The sequence below is a fragment of the Mucilaginibacter gynuensis genome, from assembly GCF_039541195.1.
In the GTDB taxonomy this organism is placed as follows: Bacteria; Bacteroidota; Bacteroidia; order Sphingobacteriales; family Sphingobacteriaceae; genus Mucilaginibacter; species Mucilaginibacter gynuensis.
In genome coordinates, this window is sequence record NZ_BAABFT010000030.1 from 1 (window position 1) to 16,062 (window position 16,062).

Consider the following 16,062-nt stretch of genomic DNA (forward strand, 5'->3'; position numbering starts at 1 on the left):
TAATAGTATGCACCCATCAACAACGTTTTGAACATTTGGACGGATATTGATAAGTTAATAATAATTGACCTCAACAGCCAATATTGTGCAACAGCCACGAAAAGAAAAAAGTACATCCACTAACGTTGATTAAAGCACAACCATTCCTAACGAAGAACAAAGCGACGACAGATCCTTCGTTACACTCAGGATGACAGTTTGTTAAGAGGGAGCGACTTATAAAGCGAACTTGATCCACCCATTACCCTCATACCCAAAAATAAACTGTTTCGGGTTGATGATCTCGGCCAGTATCTCGATAGAATCAACTATGCGCGGGCCGGGGCGGTTGAAGTATTGGTTGCCATCGGCGATGTAGAAGCGGTTGTTCTTTACCGCTTTCAATTCGTTGAAGCCGGGTTGTTCAAATAGCAAGCCTATTTCGCGAATGGTACGCTCAATAGCGAAACCACAGGGCATTACCACAATAATATCCGGGTCTTGCAAGCGGATGTCCGTCCAATCTACATAAGGCGAATGTTTACCGGCTTCGGCAATGATGCTTTGTCCGCCTGCTATGCTTACCAATTCGGGAATCCAGTTACCTGATACCATCATCGGGTCGAGCCACTCAATGCAGGCCACGGTAGGCTTGTTCTCAATAAATTTCAGCTTATGCTTGATGAGGTCTACACGCTCCTGCAAATCCTCTACCAATGTTTCGCCGGCGGCAGCAACACCTAAAGCGGCGGAAACGGTTTTAATATCGTTAAATATATCATCCAGGCTATTTGGCTGTAACGATATGATACGGGCTTGTTTATCCAGGTAATTTTCCAACGCCTGCTCAACCTCGGGTAATGATACCGCGCAAACATCGCATTGCGCCTGGGTAATTACCACATCGGGTTGCAGCGCTTTTATCTGCTCGCGCTTTACGGTATAAACAGATAATGCTTCGCTTAATATTTCTTTTACCTTAACATCAATAGCAGCGCTGCTTAGGTTATCCGGAATGTGAGCTTCCGAACATACCGGCAAGTGCTGTATGCTCCCGGGGTAGTCGCACTCGTGCGAGCGGCCAACGAGGTTGTTTTCCAGTCCTAAAGCGCAAACTATTTCGGTAGCGGCGGGCAATAACGATATTATTCTATCAGCAGGCATCTTTTTAACGTACGGTAATAATTTGCAAAGGTGCGGATTTTAGCGCATTCATTTTTTATTAATTATCGGGCATATTATTTACATACTGTCATATATGAGGTTTTATATTATTTTTGGGCGATGATATTTCTAACCTTCTGTATTGGCTTGATAGCCAATTTTATTGGCTACATACCGCCGGGAAATATAAACCTAACCTTAGTACAGCTTACTATAAACCGTGGCATAAAACAGGCATTGCAGTTTATTGCCGCTTTTTCTGTGGTGGAGCTTTTCTTTACCTATTTCATCATGAACGCCGCCCGCTGGCTGTCAGAACAAGCCCGGCTGGATACTATTATCGATTGGGTAATGGTAGTGCTATTTGGTACTATGGGCGTAATTACATGGCTGCACCGCAATAAACCGCCAAAAGCAAAATATTCCGACCATGCCAGCATCAAATACGGCATACTGTTGGGCTTTTTAAATCCCATGCAAATTCCGTTTTGGATGATTACCGGTACCTATGTAATTACACATGAGTGGATACAAGACGGAACGGTTGCCCTTATCATATTCAGTTTTGGTTCGGCAGTGGGTTCGTTTTTGTGCCTGTACATTTATGCCAAATTCGCGCAGTATATACAAAGTAAGTTCGCGCTTAGTACCAGGGTAATTAATATCAGTATCGCGGTATTATTTTTCGCGCTGGCTGCGTATCATATTATCAAGCAGGTTTATATCGCTTTTTTTAAACATTAGCGGTATCGCTGTCGGCACCTTTCTTTTTATCCGCTGTATTTAGGTTCCATATTTTTTCGGCCTTGCGCCCGATGAGCCAGAAGGAGGCAGCCAGAATAGAAAAGAAGATGGCATGGTTTACGTGATCCCACAGGTATTCGAAATACTTGGTGTATAAAGCGATCAGTAGAAAGGTGATACCAAATTCGCGGGCTATTACATCCTTGCTTTTTAACCCATAAAACAAGAACCCGCCTGCAACCGCGGCAGATATGATGCCCCAATAAAAAAGACTGATCTGTTTTATTTGCCACCACAGATCTAAACTGCCCAAATTGCCGAATATACTCAGCATCCACAACGATATAAACAGGTACAACAACCCCGATACATACGTTAGTTCCCAAAACTGGGCAAACCATTTTTTGCCTTTAAGCAGGTAACAAGCCGAAACCAATACTATACCGAACAGCACAAAACGCAAAGGGTAGTTCATCCCCAAAAAGTAATTACTCCAGCGGGTTTGGTAACCGGTTTCGGTACCGAACCAACTGCCCAATGACATTAAGGCGAACAGCCAGATCATTCCGGAATTCATGCGCCAGGCCAGCACACCATACACCACTACCGACAGCAGGAACAATAAGGAATAATGCCCGGTACCATTATCAAGCGCTTTACCCAAATAGGCAATGCAGCAGGCGGTAAAAAGCACGCCGGTAAAAATAAGGGCCTCGTTACTGAAAAACTTTTCGGGGTACAGGCGTTTGTGTTTATGGCCGAAATAATAAAAGCCGTTAGCCACAATACCCGCCAGCAAACTGATCAGGATATCCGGCGTATCATACAGCTTTTTGAGCCAGTTGATCACATCGTCATCAATAATAAGCGAACCAACGGCTATAATGCCGCAAACAAGGGCTATCCAAAATGAATACTTGGCCAGCCGCATCCAATCGAACCCCTTTACCTCGTACGAATCGCGAAGCTTTTGCGCCTGATCGGCAGCCACCAAACCCTCCTTTTCCCAGTGGGTGATGGTTTCGTCTAAAAATTCGCTTTCTTGTTTATCGAGGTTTAATTTCATTGGCGTTTGGTAGGATAATCGGGGCTTATTGGTTGGTTTTTATGTACACTATATACTTTTTGTCATTGCGAGGAGGAACGACGAAGCAATCCCGTCGCATACATCGCACACTTGCATTAGCTACGGGATTGCTTCGTGCCTCGCAATGACAAGGTGGTGAAAAATCACTCTGCCAGCAACTTTGTTACCGCTATTTTATCCAGCGCCAGCTGAGCTGTCAGTTCATCGAGCGAGGCGAATTTGATATCGCCGCGTACGTAGTGGATAAACTCCATACGCACCTGCTGGTTATATATCTCTTTATTAAAATCAAAAATATTCACTTCAATATTACGGGTAATGCCGTTTACCGTAGGGCGCTGACCAATGTAGGCCATTCCCTTCAGGTCAAATCCTTCTACCCGGATCTTTACCGCGAAGATGCCATCATCCGGAATAAGCTTGTAACGTTCTTCAATCAGGATATTGGCGGTTGGGTAGCCTATTTTACGCCCTATCTGGTCGCCACGGATAACGGTGCCGGTAATAAAGAACGGATAGCCCAAAAATGAATTGGCCTGTTCAATATCGTTATTCAGTAAAGCGCCGCGAATACGGGTAGAACTTACCGCGATGTCGTTAATATCCTGCTCGGGTATCTCTACCACGTCAAACCCATAAACCGGGCTAAGACGCAGAAAATCGGCCAGGCTGCCCTGCCTGTCTTTCCCGAAACGGTGATCATAACCGATAACGATCTTCCTGGTACCTATCTTATTCACCAGTACATCCCGAATATAATCTTCGGCAGTTTGGTTGGAGAAATCGCGCGAGAATGGTGTGATGATCAGGTGGTCTACTCCTAATTCAGCCAGAAGTTCGGCTTTTTCGTTGATGGTATTGATCAGTTTAAGGCTTTCATCTTCCGGATGGAGGATCATACGGGGATGCGGAAAAAAAGTAAGTATCACCGTTTCGCCGCCCGATTCGGCAGCCAGTTCTTTAAGGTCGGCTATTATTTTACGGTGGCCGATGTGCACACCGTCAAAAGTGCCAATGGTAACCACCGCGTTCGCTACTGCAGTAAAATCATCAATGTAGTGGTAGATCTTCATAGTCAGCTAAAAGCACAAATGTAGCGTTTTTGAGTTTTGATTTTTAAAAGGATAACAGGGGAATTACAATCAGATTAGATAAGGGTAACCGGCACTGTATTTTGCAAGCTTAAAGGCGAACTGTTTTTATTGAAGAAACGTTGTTGCTTAAACCTGATTGAAGTGGATACCGGCCGGTGTTGAAGGCCTGCAGGCGTATGAACGTAAAGCAGGAGCAGGCCGGAAATAAGAACTACGGGTGGTGCTTTTCGGGTAACTCGCCTGGGGACTCACCCTGTCATCGCTGCGCTCGACATCCCTCTCTGCTGCGCAAAGAGGGAGTTAAAACATTTTCCACTATCTACTCACCATTCACTACTCACTACTAACCACTTTCAGTCCCCTTATAATATCTACCATTTCCATCACCTCGCGGGCATCTTCAATTTTGAAATCGCCGCTACGGGTACGTTTTAGTGCCGATAGATAGGCGCCGTTGTTTAGTGCCTTGCCAAAATCGTTCACCAGCGAACGGATATAGGTACCCTTGCTGCACACTACCCTGAAATCTATTTCGGGTAGTTCGATACGGGTAATTTCAAATTCGGTGATGGTTACGTTGCGAAGTTTGAGCTCTACATCTTCGCCGCGACGGGCTTTTTCGTACAGGCGCTCGCCATCAACCTTTATGGCCGAATGCGCGGGCGGGTATTGTTGGATATCACCCGTAAATTGCGCGGTAGCGGCGTTGATCTGTTCGTTGGTAGTGTTCGATATATCAAAGTTGGCATCAGCCTCCGTTTCCAGATCATAAGATGGTGTGGTGGCACCAAGTATCATGGTACCGGTATACTCCTTCTCCTGTGCCTGAAAGGTATCTATCTGCTTGGTCATTTTACCGGTGCAGATAATGAGCAGCCCCGTAGCCAGCGGATCGAGCGTGCCGGCATGACCCACCTTTAGTTTAAGCGGTTTAAAAGAGTTGCGCAGCTTGCCCACTACATCAAAACTGGTCCACTGCAATGGCTTGTTGATGAGCAGCAGTTGTCCTTCGGCAAACTCTTGTATGTTGGTATATTCTTTAAGCACTGGTATGTATCTAATAAAAAAAGTAGCGACAGGATAGTGATCCCGCCGCTACTTAAATGCAAATTAATATTTTATTATATAACTTCCAGGTTGTGGCCTGTAAGGTATAAACCGATGATGATGGCACCTACTATAATGCGGTACCAACCAAACAGCCTGAAGCCTTTTTTCTCTAAAAAAGTAATGAAAGTACGGATAGCCAGCAACGCTACTATAAAAGCGATAACGTTACCTACTATCATAAACTTAATTTCTTCGCCGGTAAATACATGGCCTGCTTTGTAAAAATCGAGCAGTTTTTTAGCGGTGGCGGCAAACATGGTTGGCACGGCTAAAAAGAAAGAAAATTCGGCAGCGGCCTTGCGGCTTAGTTTCTGCGTCATACCACCTACAATGGTAGCGGCAGAACGTGATACACCCGGTATCATGGCGATACATTGAAACAGGCCAATCTTTAAAGCAGTTGGATAACTTACGTCTTTATCTTCCTTGGCATCGGGGTTGTTAAACCATTTATCAACAAATAATAAGATGATACCACCGATAAAAAGGGTAATACCTACAGTAAGGGCACTTTCCAGCAGGGCATCTATTCTGTCGCTCAATAATACCCCGAAAACTGCTGCCGGTATAAAGGCAACCAAAAGTTTCAGGTAAAAATTGAATGACTGGAAGAAACGTTTGTAATATAATACCACTACCGATAATATGGCTCCCAGCTGTATAGCGATGGTGAATAGCTTAATAAAATCGTTTGAGGCAATACCCATTGCCGATGAAGCGATGATCATGTGCCCGGTTGATGACACAGGCAAAAACTCTGTCAACCCTTCGATGATTGCCAGGATAATAACGTGTATAATATTGATCATGCTTTGCTTGCCGGCTTTTTAAGTATTGCTACAAAGCCCAATGCAAACCCTGCTAACACAACAATTGGCGCTATTACTATTTTGGTGGTGCTGTAAATATCGGTAGTGCCGGCCATTAATATAAAGCCTAAAGCTACCACAACAATACTGATGATAAGCATTTTATAATTCGCTTTATCAAATATGAATTGTACCGGGGTATCCGGTGCCGACGTTTTCGACGCTGTTGCCGATGCCCTTGAAGCTACCGGTTTTGCGGGTTGTTGTGCCATTTATGTTTTAATTATTTAAATTACTTATTGTTGAATTATTGATTGCAGGCAGCTGATTTCGACATTGAACATTCGAATTTCAAAATCGCTATTACCTGTACAGATCGTATATTTTTAAACGTAAAAACTTGTTAACTGCCAGGTAAGTACTAAAGCCCGATATAAATATACCGATGCCAATTACCACGGCAAACACCAAACCGAACTCGGTATAACTTTGCAGTATCACCAGATCAGGGATTTGTTTGATGGCCAAAAACAGGGTGCCCATCAGTATAATCACCGCTATTAAACCACCCAGCAGGCCATGCCATATACCATATAATAAAAACGGCTTGCGGATAAAGCCCTTTGTAGCGCCAACCAATTGCATTGATTTTATTAAAAACCGTTGCGAGTAAATAGCCAGCCTGATAGTATTGTTAATTAACGCTACCGATACCACAATAAATATCCCCGCAAAAGCCAATATTACTATACTTATTGAAGTAACATTCTGGTTCATTTGATCAACCAATGATTGTTGGTATTTTACCTCTTTAACTAACGGATTTTTAAGCAAAGCGGCTTTAAACTTATCAATATCGGCATTATTGGCGTGTTCGGCCTTCAGGTAAACATCCAACGATTGCGATAGCGGGTTATAGCCCAAAAACTTTACAAAGTCTTCGCCAAGATCTTTTTGCAGGTTGTGCGCCGCGATTTCTTTCGACACGTACTGCGCTTGTTTCACCATCGGATCGGCCTCCAGTTGCTTTTGCAGCTGCATTACATCGGGTTCGTGCGCGGCATCGTCAACAAATATGTTGAGCACTATATTTTCTTTTACATAGCGCGATAGGTTATTGGCATGTACCAGTATTAAGCCCAGCAAACCAATCATTAACAATACCATTGCAATACCAAAAACGGTAGATATATATATCGTTTTGGTTTTTTTTGCCGAAGCGCTTACTTCAAATTCTTCCATGCTTTATTAATAATTGCAGATGCTTATTAACAGGCGAACTATTTATATAACAGTCGCGCAAAACGCATCTAACCTTGCGAAATTAACAAACCTGCCCTAAAGGTAAAAGTTTATATGTTATAAATACGTTTTTTACGTGTAGCGAACTGTAAGGTTTAACAAAAATTAACGATTTGGTAAGGCTGATCCCTGCACTTATCCCACCTAAAATAAACAATATCAAACCTCCCCTGTTTATTTAGCATGACAAAGCCAGCAAACGAACACGACAAACCATCGCCATCTGATACCCCAACCAAACGCCCGGCTGATGAAGGCGGCGAAAGCAAAGTAAAACCCGAAGACAAGCAATACAATGCCGATGAACCCCACGGCGGCGACATCGCCAAAAAGCGCGAAAAAGAAGAGCAGCCGGTAGCGCCGGTTAAAAATGCACCGAAAGAATAAGGTGAGGTGAGGGTTGCCGGGTTCAAGTGGCCTGTGAAAGAGCAGATTGGTACACGTTAAAGGTTTGACAACCCAGCAGTCGCTCCGGCTCCGGCCGGGTGACGGCTATTACGCGGCGTCCCGCCGCCGTCACAAATATTAATTAGGTATGTAAGCTGAAAGCTTATGCCATGCTGTGTCACGAGTTACGCTCTGCTAAACTCGCGACAGCGTGGAAACTGGTCAAGCTTTGACAACTTTTAAAAAGTTGTCAAAGCTGAAAGCGCATTTCTCTTCCGTCAGCAAAGCAGCTTCGGGATCATGGTGCCTGGGCATCCGAAACCACGAGTCTGAAACCACGAACCTCAATTAATTAAAAGTATCAAACCCTTCAATCTTCCTATAAGGCTCGCTAAAAAAGTCGCCTACTATTTTATTGAACTGTTCTTTTTTGCTGATAGGTGTAGCATGGCCCGAGTTGGGGATGATCCACAGGTATGATTGTGGGATAGATTTGGAAATGTCCAGCAGGTGTTGAGTAACGATCACATCATGATCGCCGCCTATTACCAGTGTGGGCGCGGTTATTTTATGCAACTGCACTAACCTAATATTGGGCTGAACAGCCATTAAATGCATTAGTTTATAAGAAGCTTTTGTTTCGGCTTTAGCTCCCGGCTTGGCTACCACTTTGGCCAGACTATCCGTTGTAGTTTGGATCCAATTATAGGTGAAAGGGGCAAGGGCGGTGCTGTCGGTCCATAAGTTGGGGCCGGTGATGGCCAGTTTCTTTACTTTGTCGGGGTGGCGCATGGCCAGCAGCAAGCCGTCTATACCGCCATCGCTCCAGCCTACTACATAAGCCTGCTTAATGTGCAGGGTATCCATTAGGGCATTCAGGTCATCGGCCATCATTTCGTAGCTTAACGAATCTTTTAGGTCGGCAGATTTTCCCTGGGCGCGGCTGTCGGCAGCTATCACTTTATATTTTTCTGCGAATACCGGTATCTGGTTACTAAAATTACTGATCGAGCCCCCGTTTCCGTGAATAAACAATACCGGTTCGCCGCTGCCATAAACTTCATAATACATTTTAAACCCGCGAATGTCGGCGTATTTTCCGGCTGCCGGGTTGTCGCCGTACTTAATATCTGCCGGCTTGTTAACCTTTTGTTTACACGCAGTAAAAGATATGATTACAGCAATTGCTGCCAATTTTATATACCTGATAATCATTATTATAAAGTTTTGAGGCCTAAATATAGGCAGTTTATAGTCAATTGTCGGGATGCAATTTTTGTCATTAAAAAATCAGCTTGCAAAGGCTATTTGAAATTACAAATTTTATTCTTACCTTTGCACCCGATTTGGCGATGTTGCCAAATTCGTTATTTTAATTCATGAACCCATTTATTCAACTGGGAATCCGTCATGATATTGTTAATGCCATCTCTGAGTTAGGATTTGAAAATCCTACGCCAATCCAGGAACAGTCAATTCCGGTATTGTTAACAGGCAGCAACGATTTTGTCGGATTAGCCCAAACCGGGACCGGTAAGACTGCTGCTTTTGGCCTGCCTTTACTGGAACTGCTGGACTTCGACGAAAATCACCCGCAAGCGCTTATTTTATGCCCAACGCGGGAGCTTTGTTTACAAATTACAAACGACCTAAAAAATTACTCTAAAAACGTTAAGAACGTTAACGTAGTAGCAGTTTATGGTGGTGCAAGCATTTCTGACCAATTACGCCAGATAAAACGCGGTGTGCAAATAGTTGTTGCCACACCGGGCCGTATGCTTGACATTATTAACCGTAAAGCTATAGATTTTTCGCAGGTTAAATATGTAGTGCTTGACGAGGCTGATGAAATGCTCAACATGGGCTTTCAGGAAGACATTGACAGTATTCTATCTACCACTCCCGACGAGAAAAAAACCTGGCTGTTTTCGGCCACTATGCCTTCAGAAGTTAGAAGGATAGCAAAGAAATACATGAACGATCCGTTTGAACTTACCATGGGTGAAAAAAACACCGGTAACGTAAACATCGATCATGAGTACTACACAGTGCGTGCACGTGATAAATACGCTGCATTTAAACGTATTGTTGATTTTAATCCTGAAATTTTCGGTATCGTATTTTGCCGTACCAAAATTGAAACTCAGGAAATTGCCGAATCTTTAATTAAAGACGGTTACAATGCCGACTCATTACACGGCGACCTTTCACAACAACAACGTGATAAGGTAATGAAACGCTACCGCGAGCGCAGCCTGCAATTGTTAATTGCTACTGACGTTGCCGCACGTGGTATCGACGTAAATGATGTTACGCACGTAATTAACTACTCATTGCCTGATGAAATTGAAAACTACACCCACCGTAGCGGCCGTACAGCCCGTGCCGGTAAAACAGGTGTATCTATCGCTATCATCAACAGCAAAGAGATGGGTAAAATACGCCAGATTGAGCGTGTAATTGGTAAAAAATTCGTTAAGGCTGAAATACCTTCAGGTTTTGATGTTTGCGAAAAACAATTATTTGCCCTGGTACATAAAGTACATAACGTACAGGTTAACGAGCAGCAAATTGAACAATACATCCCTCGTATTATGGATGAGTTCAAAGACCTGACCAAAGAAGATGTGATCAAACGTTTCGCATCGCTTGAGTTTAACCGTTTCTTAGATTACTACAAGAACGCACCTGATTTGAACGCGACCTACGAAGAAGGACGCACCAGAGATGGTTTAGGCGAACGTGCTCCTCGTGAAAGAGGCTCATCAGAATATACCCGCCTGTTTATCAATTTAGGTTCTGTTGATGATTTTAACCGCGGCGATTTGCTGGGTTACATTTGCAACACTACCAAAATTAGCGGTCGTACAGTTGGCAAAATTGATGTTAAGGGTGTTTACTCTTTCTTCGAGGTTGGCAACGGCGATGTGAACCAGGTGATGGAAGCATTTAAAACCATTGAATTTAATGGTCGTGAAGTGCGTATCGAAATCTCTGGCGAAGGCGTTAGCAGCAGCGAAAGACGCAGCGGCGGCGGTGGCTACAAGAAACGCGAAGGCGGTGGCGGCGGTGGTTATCGTGGTGGTGAAAGACGTGAAGGTGGCGGCGAAAGACGCGAAAGAAGCGGTAACACCGGTGGTGGATTCCGTGACTTTTCAGGCAAACGCCGTGAAGATCGTCCGGAACGTCGCAAACGTTATTAATGAGTTTAGTGCTTTAGGGCACAGTTTTTAGTTGGTTTAGTTTACAAGGCCTTCCTGCAACAGCGGGGAGGCTTTTGTTTTATCGCTCAAATTCAACAACTACCGAATCGGGGAATAGCAAGTGCAGATTGTGCTCGTCAATCTGTTTAATAATAAATTCGGTGTAGGGTTGGTTACCCTCAAACGAGGTAAGCAGCGTATCGCCCTTAACGATATAGTCTTCCTTGATAGGGGCGCCGTCATCCAAAATAAATTCTTTACCGGTTATCTTGAGCTTGGTTTTACCGTCTTTTGATTTCCAGTCGCCTTTTAACTGTTTATTGCCCGATGAGGCCGGCGAACAGGCCAAGGCAAACACTATGGCGCAAAGCATTAACAGCAGGGTATATTTTTTCATAATGATGATGTTTTGCGCCATTATAATTATGTATTAATGCTTTCAGGAAAAGAGTTGATTCCCTGAAAGCATCTCTCATTTTATTGCAGCGTACTTTTTATACGAAACAAGCGATAAAACGTTCAATATATTATGGTTTAGCCACCAGGTCGGCTTCTTTTACATATATATGACGGCCTTTTTTGTTTACATAATAGTAGTACGAATTTTTATCGATGTAAATAGTTTGCCCCTGCGGACCAACCTTGCCATCATATTTTTTATCAACTACGGCCGATTTCCCTTTTGATGCAATTTCGGCTGTTTTATTACCTACTTTTTTGGCGGTCTTTTTTACATCCTGACCAACCGATTGCGCATGCGTATCAAACGCTATGAACATCCCTGCCGCAAGTATAGCGGCCTTAAACATATTTTTCATGGTAGCTTTAAATTAAGTTATTTTAAATACTAACTCAATTTTTCGGCCAAATGTTTCATTTCAATAGCGGGCGATCTTTTTTGATATAAAATACCGTAAACTGCCTCACAGATAGGTATGTTAACCATGTAGTGCTTATTGATCTCGTGCAGGCATTTTACCGCGTAATAGCCCTCGGCAATCATGTTCATCTCTAACTGGGCCGACTTTACCGTGTACCCCTTACCCACCATATTACCAAAAGTACGGTTACGGCTAAACTGCGAATAGGCGGTCACCAATAAGTCGCCTAAATAGGCCGATTCTTTGATATCCCGATCTATAGGGTGTACAGCATCTACAAAGCGTTTCAGCTCGCGTATGGCATTTGATATCAATACCGACTGGAAGTTATCGCCATACCCTACCCCATGGCAAATACCGCTGGCTATGGCATATATATTCTTTAATACGGCGGCATACTCGGTACCATATATATCATCAGACACGTTAGTTTTGATGTAACGGGTGCTGATCATCCCGGCAAATTCGGCGGCAAGCTCTTTATCCAGCGACGCGATGGTCAAGTAGGATAATTTTTCCAGCGCTACCTCTTCGGCATGGCATGGCCCGCTGATCACTACAATGTTATTTAGCGGCACTTTGTAATGATGGTGCAAAAACTCACCGATGATCTGGTTTTCATCGGGCACTATCCCCTTTATGGCCGATATGATCCTTTTACCTGCAAGGTCTTCCGGGGAAATACCCGTAAGGGCGTCCTTTAAAAACGCGGCAGGGATATTAAGCAAAACGAAATCGACACTGGCCAGTACCTGTTTAATATCTGTAGATATGTTCTCTGCAGGCAGCCTCACCTCTACCGAACTTAAATAGTTAGGGTTATGATGAAACTTATGGATATGCTCAACAGTCTCTACGCTCCGCATCCACCAGAAAATTTCTTTATCCGTAGTATTATCGGTAAGCATTTTAATATTGGCTGTTGCCCAGCTCCCTCCGCCCAGTACGGCTATCCTTTTCTTTTGCGTATCCATTAAAGCTAAAATGTGCAACCGCGCATAATGTTTTATTGGCGGCCCCACAAAGTAATGAAATATTATGCAAGCAGAGAAATGAGAGGGCAGATGGGGAGTAGTGAATTGTGAGTGGTTATTTGTCAATAGTGGCCGTATAATGCGAAAAGAGGCATTCGCAATCCCCGGAGAACACAGGCCTTGAAAAACAAAGTGTCATCTCGACCGTAGGGAGAGATCTTCTTCGCCATATAAGTCTGCTACTTGCTTGATGAAGAAGATTTCTCCTCGTTCCTTGTCGAAATGACAACTTTTATATTCCCACGCTTGTGAGGGGCGAGCGCAGCCCTTTGAAGTGGCAGTGTGTGGGTTTCGCCGCTATTTCATCAACAAATACCTCAGCCCCCCTCAACAAAAAAAGGCTCACACCTTTACGGTGCAAGCCTTGGTAATTGTATATGGTTTTGGTTTGTTATTCGCCTACTTTAGCATCTTTGGTAAAGAGCTTGCTTTTATCCACCTTCTCCACTTCTTCTTTATCTTTTAACGTTTTTGAGATGGCCGGGTACGGTGCCGACACTACTTCTTCGCCGGCTTTTAGGCCGCTTAATACTTGTATATAAGTATCATCCTGTATGCCGGTGGTTACCTGCACTTGTTTTACCTTACCAACGCTGTATACAAACACATACTCTTTTACAGGTTCGCTTATTTTCTTTTTGCTGTCGTCTTCATCTTTTTTGGTTGTTTCCGCTTTCTTTTCGGCACGTGTAGTTACCGATTGAATAGGCACTGCCAATGCTTTTACCTTGTTAGTGCTGATCTCAACCGTAGCCGTCAATCCCGGGCGGAATGGTGATGGGTTCGACGCGTTTTTGTTGATGAGGCCAGTGTATGAAGCCGAATCGATACGTACCTTAACGGTGAAGTTGGTCACCTGGTCGGCATTGGTACCTACCACATTGGCCGAACTACCTATCTCGGTTACCTTACCGGTAAATTTCTTACCTAAAAATGCATCTACCTCAATGGTCGATTCATCGCCCAGGCTTACACGATTAATGTCGTTCTCGTTCACATCAACGTTTACATCCATTTCGCTCAAATCAGAGATGGTCATCATTTCGGTACCTGCCATTTGGATGGTTCCTAATACACGCTCACCTTTTTCTATAGATAGCTTTGAAACCACACCATCAACCGGAGAAAAAATACTTGTTTTAGCCAGGTTGTCCTGCGCCTCTTTAACCGAAGCCTGTGATTGCTCCAATCCGAATTTTGAACCGATAACATTTTGTTTGGCTGCCTCATAGCTGGCCTTTGCACCTTCGTAAGCGGCTTTGGCATTTTCAAATTCGGCGGCAGTTACCACCTTGTTATCAAAGAGCTCCTTATTACGTTTATATATCGATGCCTGGTTGTTAAAGGTAGCCTCGGCCTGTTTTAACATTTGGGCCGAATTACCTACGCTTGCTTTTTGTGTATTGTATGATGCCACAGCACGCTCGTAACCCGACTTTAAAATATCCGGGCGGATACGGCACAGCAATTGGCCTTTTTTAACCACATCACCTTCCTTAATAGGCAGGTCGACGATCTCGCCAGATACCTCGGCACTAATTTTAACTTCTATGTGCGGTTTAATTTTACCGCTGGCCGATACCGTTTCGGTAATGGTACGCTCGGCCGATTTTTCGGTGGCTACCTGTGTTTTGGTTGGCCCTCCAATAAATCCGGTTACCTTACCAATAATAAGCAATGCGATAAGTGCACCTATTATTATCAAAATATATTTAGTAGTCTTTCCCATGATCAGATCAGTATTTTGTATGTTTTATAATGTTATAGGGTTTCCGAGATAGTAATCAATCACCTTGCTCCTGAAAACAAGCTGATATTTAGCTTCGATCATATCAAACTGCGCTTTGTTCAGGTTGGTAAGTGAGGTATTCAGGTCGAGCGAGTTTACCAAACCAACGTTGTAGCGTTGTAGTATTACGTTGTAGGCTTCTTTATTAGCCTCGTAAGTTTGCGAGGTTGATTGCAATCTTTTTTCGGCAGCCTGCACATCCCATACTGCCTGGTAAATAATTTTGCTTAAGTTGTTTTTAGCTAATTGCGCGGTTACTTCGGCATTTTCATAAGTTATTTTCGCCTTGCGCACCGCGGTACGTGTGGTAAACCTATTGAAGATAGGGATCTGCAAGGTTAACCCTACCGATTGGTTAAAGTTATCAGATATTTGCCTGCTGAAAGGGTATTTGCTGGTGATTGGCGCTATCCCCGGCATGGTAACCGGCTGCGACAGATCGCCATTTAAATAACCTGTAATTTCGTCTTTGCCGGTCGGCCCGTACCCGCTAAGCAGGCTACGCGCGTCGGAATAATTGGTACCGGCCGAACCGAATAATACCAAACTTGGGTAGTATGCGCCCCGTGCTATCTGGATAGCTTGTTTAAAACCATCCCGGCGTATTTCGGCCAAACGTACATCCGGGTTAACATTCAGCGCTGTTTTAAAAACTTCTTCGGCGTTGTATTTCGTTTGGATAGCCAGCTTGCTAACATCCGGGCGTTCAATCTCTATCTCGGTACCGGGCGCCATTTCCATGTATTGTTTTAATGTTAACACAGATAGTTCCAGCTGGTTTTGGGCGTTGGTAAGGTTCAGCTCGGCAGTTGACAGCTGCGCCTTCGCCTGCGACAGATCGGCCAGCGTTTGGTTACCGGCGTTAAAGTTCTTCTGCGCCCTGTCTAAAGTAAGTTTGGCTATGTCTATTTGCTGAATAGCTGCAGTTACCAGATCCTGGTTGGTTAAAACCGACAAGTAGGTAGTTACCACATTCAGGGTAAGATCGTTCTTTACCTTGGCGGTATTGGTACGATCGGCCTCTAACAAGATCTTGTTTTGGATAATCTGGTTACGTAATTGCCCGCCCTGAAACAGCACTACCTGCGCGTTTACGCTCCCGCTTAAACCAAAAACACGCTGATTGGTGAACTGGTTGGTTGACGGATCGACACTACGACCAAAGTTGAGCGATCCCTGCGGATTAGCGCTTACGCTGGGCAGCAGGTTATATCGCGACTGCTTAAGATCTTCGTTGGTTAAGGCCTCGTTAAACTGCGCTTGCTTTATAGTAAGGTTACGCTCAAGAGCGAGTGTTACGGCACGCTGCAATCCAATTTTCTCCTGCGCGTGTGCATTAATGCTTAGTATTGATAGCGCGGCCAGGCTAATTCCGGTTACTTTTATTTTTGTGAGTATGTTTAGTTTCATGAGGATTGATCGTACAATGGTAAGAAATGCGGTATTTCTACCAAAGTTTTTTGTTACTTAAAATGAAAC

Annotated in this window: 16 protein-coding genes; 3 read left to right on the forward strand and 13 right to left on the reverse strand. The window is 44.0% G+C overall.

Translation table 11 applies throughout. The features are described 5' to 3' along the window. Positions 1-216 precede the first annotated feature (216 nt). On the reverse strand, positions 217-1,143 hold the full coding sequence (locus ABD894_RS27415; protein ID WP_345214302.1) for a cobalamin-binding protein: 927 nt from the start codon (positions 1,141-1,143) through the stop codon (positions 217-219). 120 nt (positions 1,144-1,263) lie between these two features. Between ABD894_RS27415 and ABD894_RS27420 the strand changes: the two genes are divergently transcribed. Next, a complete protein-coding gene (locus ABD894_RS27420) occupies positions 1,264-1,887 on the forward strand; it encodes a LysE family translocator (protein WP_345214303.1) in 624 nt (207 codons plus the stop codon). On the opposite strand, the gene ABD894_RS27425 is transcribed toward ABD894_RS27420, so the two are convergent. The 6 genes from ABD894_RS27425 to ABD894_RS27450 form a co-directional block, all read right to left on the reverse strand. Continuing rightward, the gene (locus tag ABD894_RS27425; protein ID WP_345214304.1) at positions 1,877-2,953 is read right to left on the reverse strand and encodes a DUF2157 domain-containing protein; all 1,077 of its coding nucleotides are present in this window, start codon (positions 2,951-2,953) and stop codon (positions 1,877-1,879) included. The two genes, ABD894_RS27420 and ABD894_RS27425, sit on opposite strands and share 11 nt — an antisense overlap. 164 nt (positions 2,954-3,117) lie before the next feature. Further along, on the reverse strand, positions 3,118-4,047 hold the full coding sequence (locus ABD894_RS27430; RefSeq protein ID WP_345214305.1) for a bifunctional riboflavin kinase/FAD synthetase: 930 nt from the start codon (positions 4,045-4,047) through the stop codon (positions 3,118-3,120). A 354-nt stretch (positions 4,048-4,401) separates the two neighbouring features. Then, positions 4,402-5,115 (reverse strand): tRNA pseudouridine(55) synthase TruB, encoded by a 714-nt coding sequence (gene truB / locus ABD894_RS27435; protein ID WP_345214306.1) that lies wholly within the window; start codon positions 5,113-5,115, stop codon positions 4,402-4,404. A gap of 74 nt (positions 5,116-5,189) precedes the next feature. After that, positions 5,190-5,984, reverse strand: coding sequence for an undecaprenyl-diphosphate phosphatase (locus ABD894_RS27440; protein WP_345214329.1), 795 nt, complete (start codon positions 5,982-5,984; stop codon positions 5,190-5,192). Beyond that, on the reverse strand, positions 5,984-6,259 hold the full coding sequence (locus ABD894_RS27445) for a DUF3098 domain-containing protein (protein WP_345214307.1): 276 nt from the start codon (positions 6,257-6,259) through the stop codon (positions 5,984-5,986). The genes ABD894_RS27440 and ABD894_RS27445 overlap by 1 nt, the downstream gene beginning before the upstream one ends. Before the next feature lie 91 nt (positions 6,260-6,350). Next, positions 6,351-7,229: a cell division protein FtsX gene (locus ABD894_RS27450; RefSeq protein ID WP_345214308.1), complete on the reverse strand. Its 879-nt coding sequence runs from the start codon at positions 7,227-7,229 to the stop codon at positions 6,351-6,353. Between the two features lie 243 nt (positions 7,230-7,472). Between ABD894_RS27450 and ABD894_RS27455 the strand changes: the two genes are divergently transcribed. Beyond that, positions 7,473-7,676 carry a hypothetical protein gene (locus ABD894_RS27455; RefSeq protein ID WP_345214309.1) on the forward strand — a complete coding sequence of 68 codons (204 nt, stop codon included), beginning with the start codon at positions 7,473-7,475 and terminating at the stop codon, positions 7,674-7,676. 348 nt (positions 7,677-8,024) lie between these two features. Here the strand turns inward: ABD894_RS27455 and ABD894_RS27460 are convergent, their stop codons facing one another. Continuing rightward, on the reverse strand, positions 8,025-8,891 hold the full coding sequence (locus tag ABD894_RS27460; protein ID WP_345214310.1) for an alpha/beta fold hydrolase: 867 nt from the start codon (positions 8,889-8,891) through the stop codon (positions 8,025-8,027). A 164-nt stretch (positions 8,892-9,055) separates the two neighbouring features. Here ABD894_RS27460 and ABD894_RS27465 point away from each other — a divergent pair, with 164 nt between their 5' ends. After that, positions 9,056-10,879 (forward strand): DEAD/DEAH box helicase, encoded by a 1,824-nt coding sequence (locus tag ABD894_RS27465; protein ID WP_345214311.1) that lies wholly within the window; start codon positions 9,056-9,058, stop codon positions 10,877-10,879. Between the two features lie 79 nt (positions 10,880-10,958). Here the strand turns inward: ABD894_RS27465 and ABD894_RS27470 are convergent, their stop codons facing one another. The 5 genes from ABD894_RS27470 to ABD894_RS27490 form a co-directional block, all read right to left on the reverse strand. After that, the gene (locus ABD894_RS27470; RefSeq protein WP_345214312.1) at positions 10,959-11,276 is read right to left on the reverse strand and encodes a hypothetical protein; all 318 of its coding nucleotides are present in this window, start codon (positions 11,274-11,276) and stop codon (positions 10,959-10,961) included. 130 nt (positions 11,277-11,406) lie between these two features. After that, complete coding sequence (locus ABD894_RS27475; RefSeq protein ID WP_345214313.1) at positions 11,407-11,697, reverse strand: hypothetical protein; 291 nt, start codon at positions 11,695-11,697, stop codon at positions 11,407-11,409. A 29-nt stretch (positions 11,698-11,726) separates the two neighbouring features. After that, complete coding sequence (locus tag ABD894_RS27480; RefSeq protein ID WP_345214314.1) at positions 11,727-12,734, reverse strand: NAD(P)H-dependent glycerol-3-phosphate dehydrogenase; 1,008 nt, start codon at positions 12,732-12,734, stop codon at positions 11,727-11,729. A gap of 451 nt (positions 12,735-13,185) precedes the next feature. Then, entirely contained in the window at positions 13,186-14,523 is a 1,338-nt protein-coding gene (locus tag ABD894_RS27485; RefSeq protein ID WP_345214315.1) for an efflux RND transporter periplasmic adaptor subunit, read from the reverse strand. Between the two features lie 24 nt (positions 14,524-14,547). Beyond that, a complete protein-coding gene (locus tag ABD894_RS27490) occupies positions 14,548-15,993 on the reverse strand; it encodes a TolC family protein (protein ID WP_345214316.1) in 1,446 nt (481 codons plus the stop codon). Positions 15,994-16,062 lie beyond the last annotated feature (69 nt).

Coding starts and splice junctions, on each gene's coding strand:
- ABD894_RS27415 (WP_345214302.1), bottom strand. CDS start 1,143: ATGCCTGCTGATAGAATAATATCGTTATTGCCCGCCGCTACCGAAATA.
- ABD894_RS27420 (WP_345214303.1), top strand. CDS start 1,264: ATGATATTTCTAACCTTCTGTATTGGCTTGATAGCCAATTTTATTGGC.
- ABD894_RS27425 (WP_345214304.1), bottom strand. CDS start 2,953: ATGAAATTAAACCTCGATAAACAAGAAAGCGAATTTTTAGACGAAACC.
- ABD894_RS27430 (WP_345214305.1), bottom strand. CDS start 4,047: ATGAAGATCTACCACTACATTGATGATTTTACTGCAGTAGCGAACGCG.
- ABD894_RS27445 (WP_345214307.1), bottom strand. CDS start 6,259: ATGGCACAACAACCCGCAAAACCGGTAGCTTCAAGGGCATCGGCAACA.
- ABD894_RS27450 (WP_345214308.1), bottom strand. CDS start 7,229: ATGGAAGAATTTGAAGTAAGCGCTTCGGCAAAAAAAACCAAAACGATA.
- ABD894_RS27455 (WP_345214309.1), top strand. CDS start 7,473: ATGACAAAGCCAGCAAACGAACACGACAAACCATCGCCATCTGATACC.
- ABD894_RS27460 (WP_345214310.1), bottom strand. CDS start 8,891: ATGATTATCAGGTATATAAAATTGGCAGCAATTGCTGTAATCATATCT.
- ABD894_RS27465 (WP_345214311.1), top strand. CDS start 9,056: ATGAACCCATTTATTCAACTGGGAATCCGTCATGATATTGTTAATGCC.
- ABD894_RS27470 (WP_345214312.1), bottom strand. CDS start 11,276: ATGAAAAAATATACCCTGCTGTTAATGCTTTGCGCCATAGTGTTTGCC.
- ABD894_RS27475 (WP_345214313.1), bottom strand. CDS start 11,697: ATGAAAAATATGTTTAAGGCCGCTATACTTGCGGCAGGGATGTTCATA.
- ABD894_RS27480 (WP_345214314.1), bottom strand. CDS start 12,734: ATGGATACGCAAAAGAAAAGGATAGCCGTACTGGGCGGAGGGAGCTGG.
- ABD894_RS27485 (WP_345214315.1), bottom strand. CDS start 14,523: ATGGGAAAGACTACTAAATATATTTTGATAATAATAGGTGCACTTATC.
- ABD894_RS27490 (WP_345214316.1), bottom strand. CDS start 15,993: ATGAAACTAAACATACTCACAAAAATAAAAGTAACCGGAATTAGCCTG.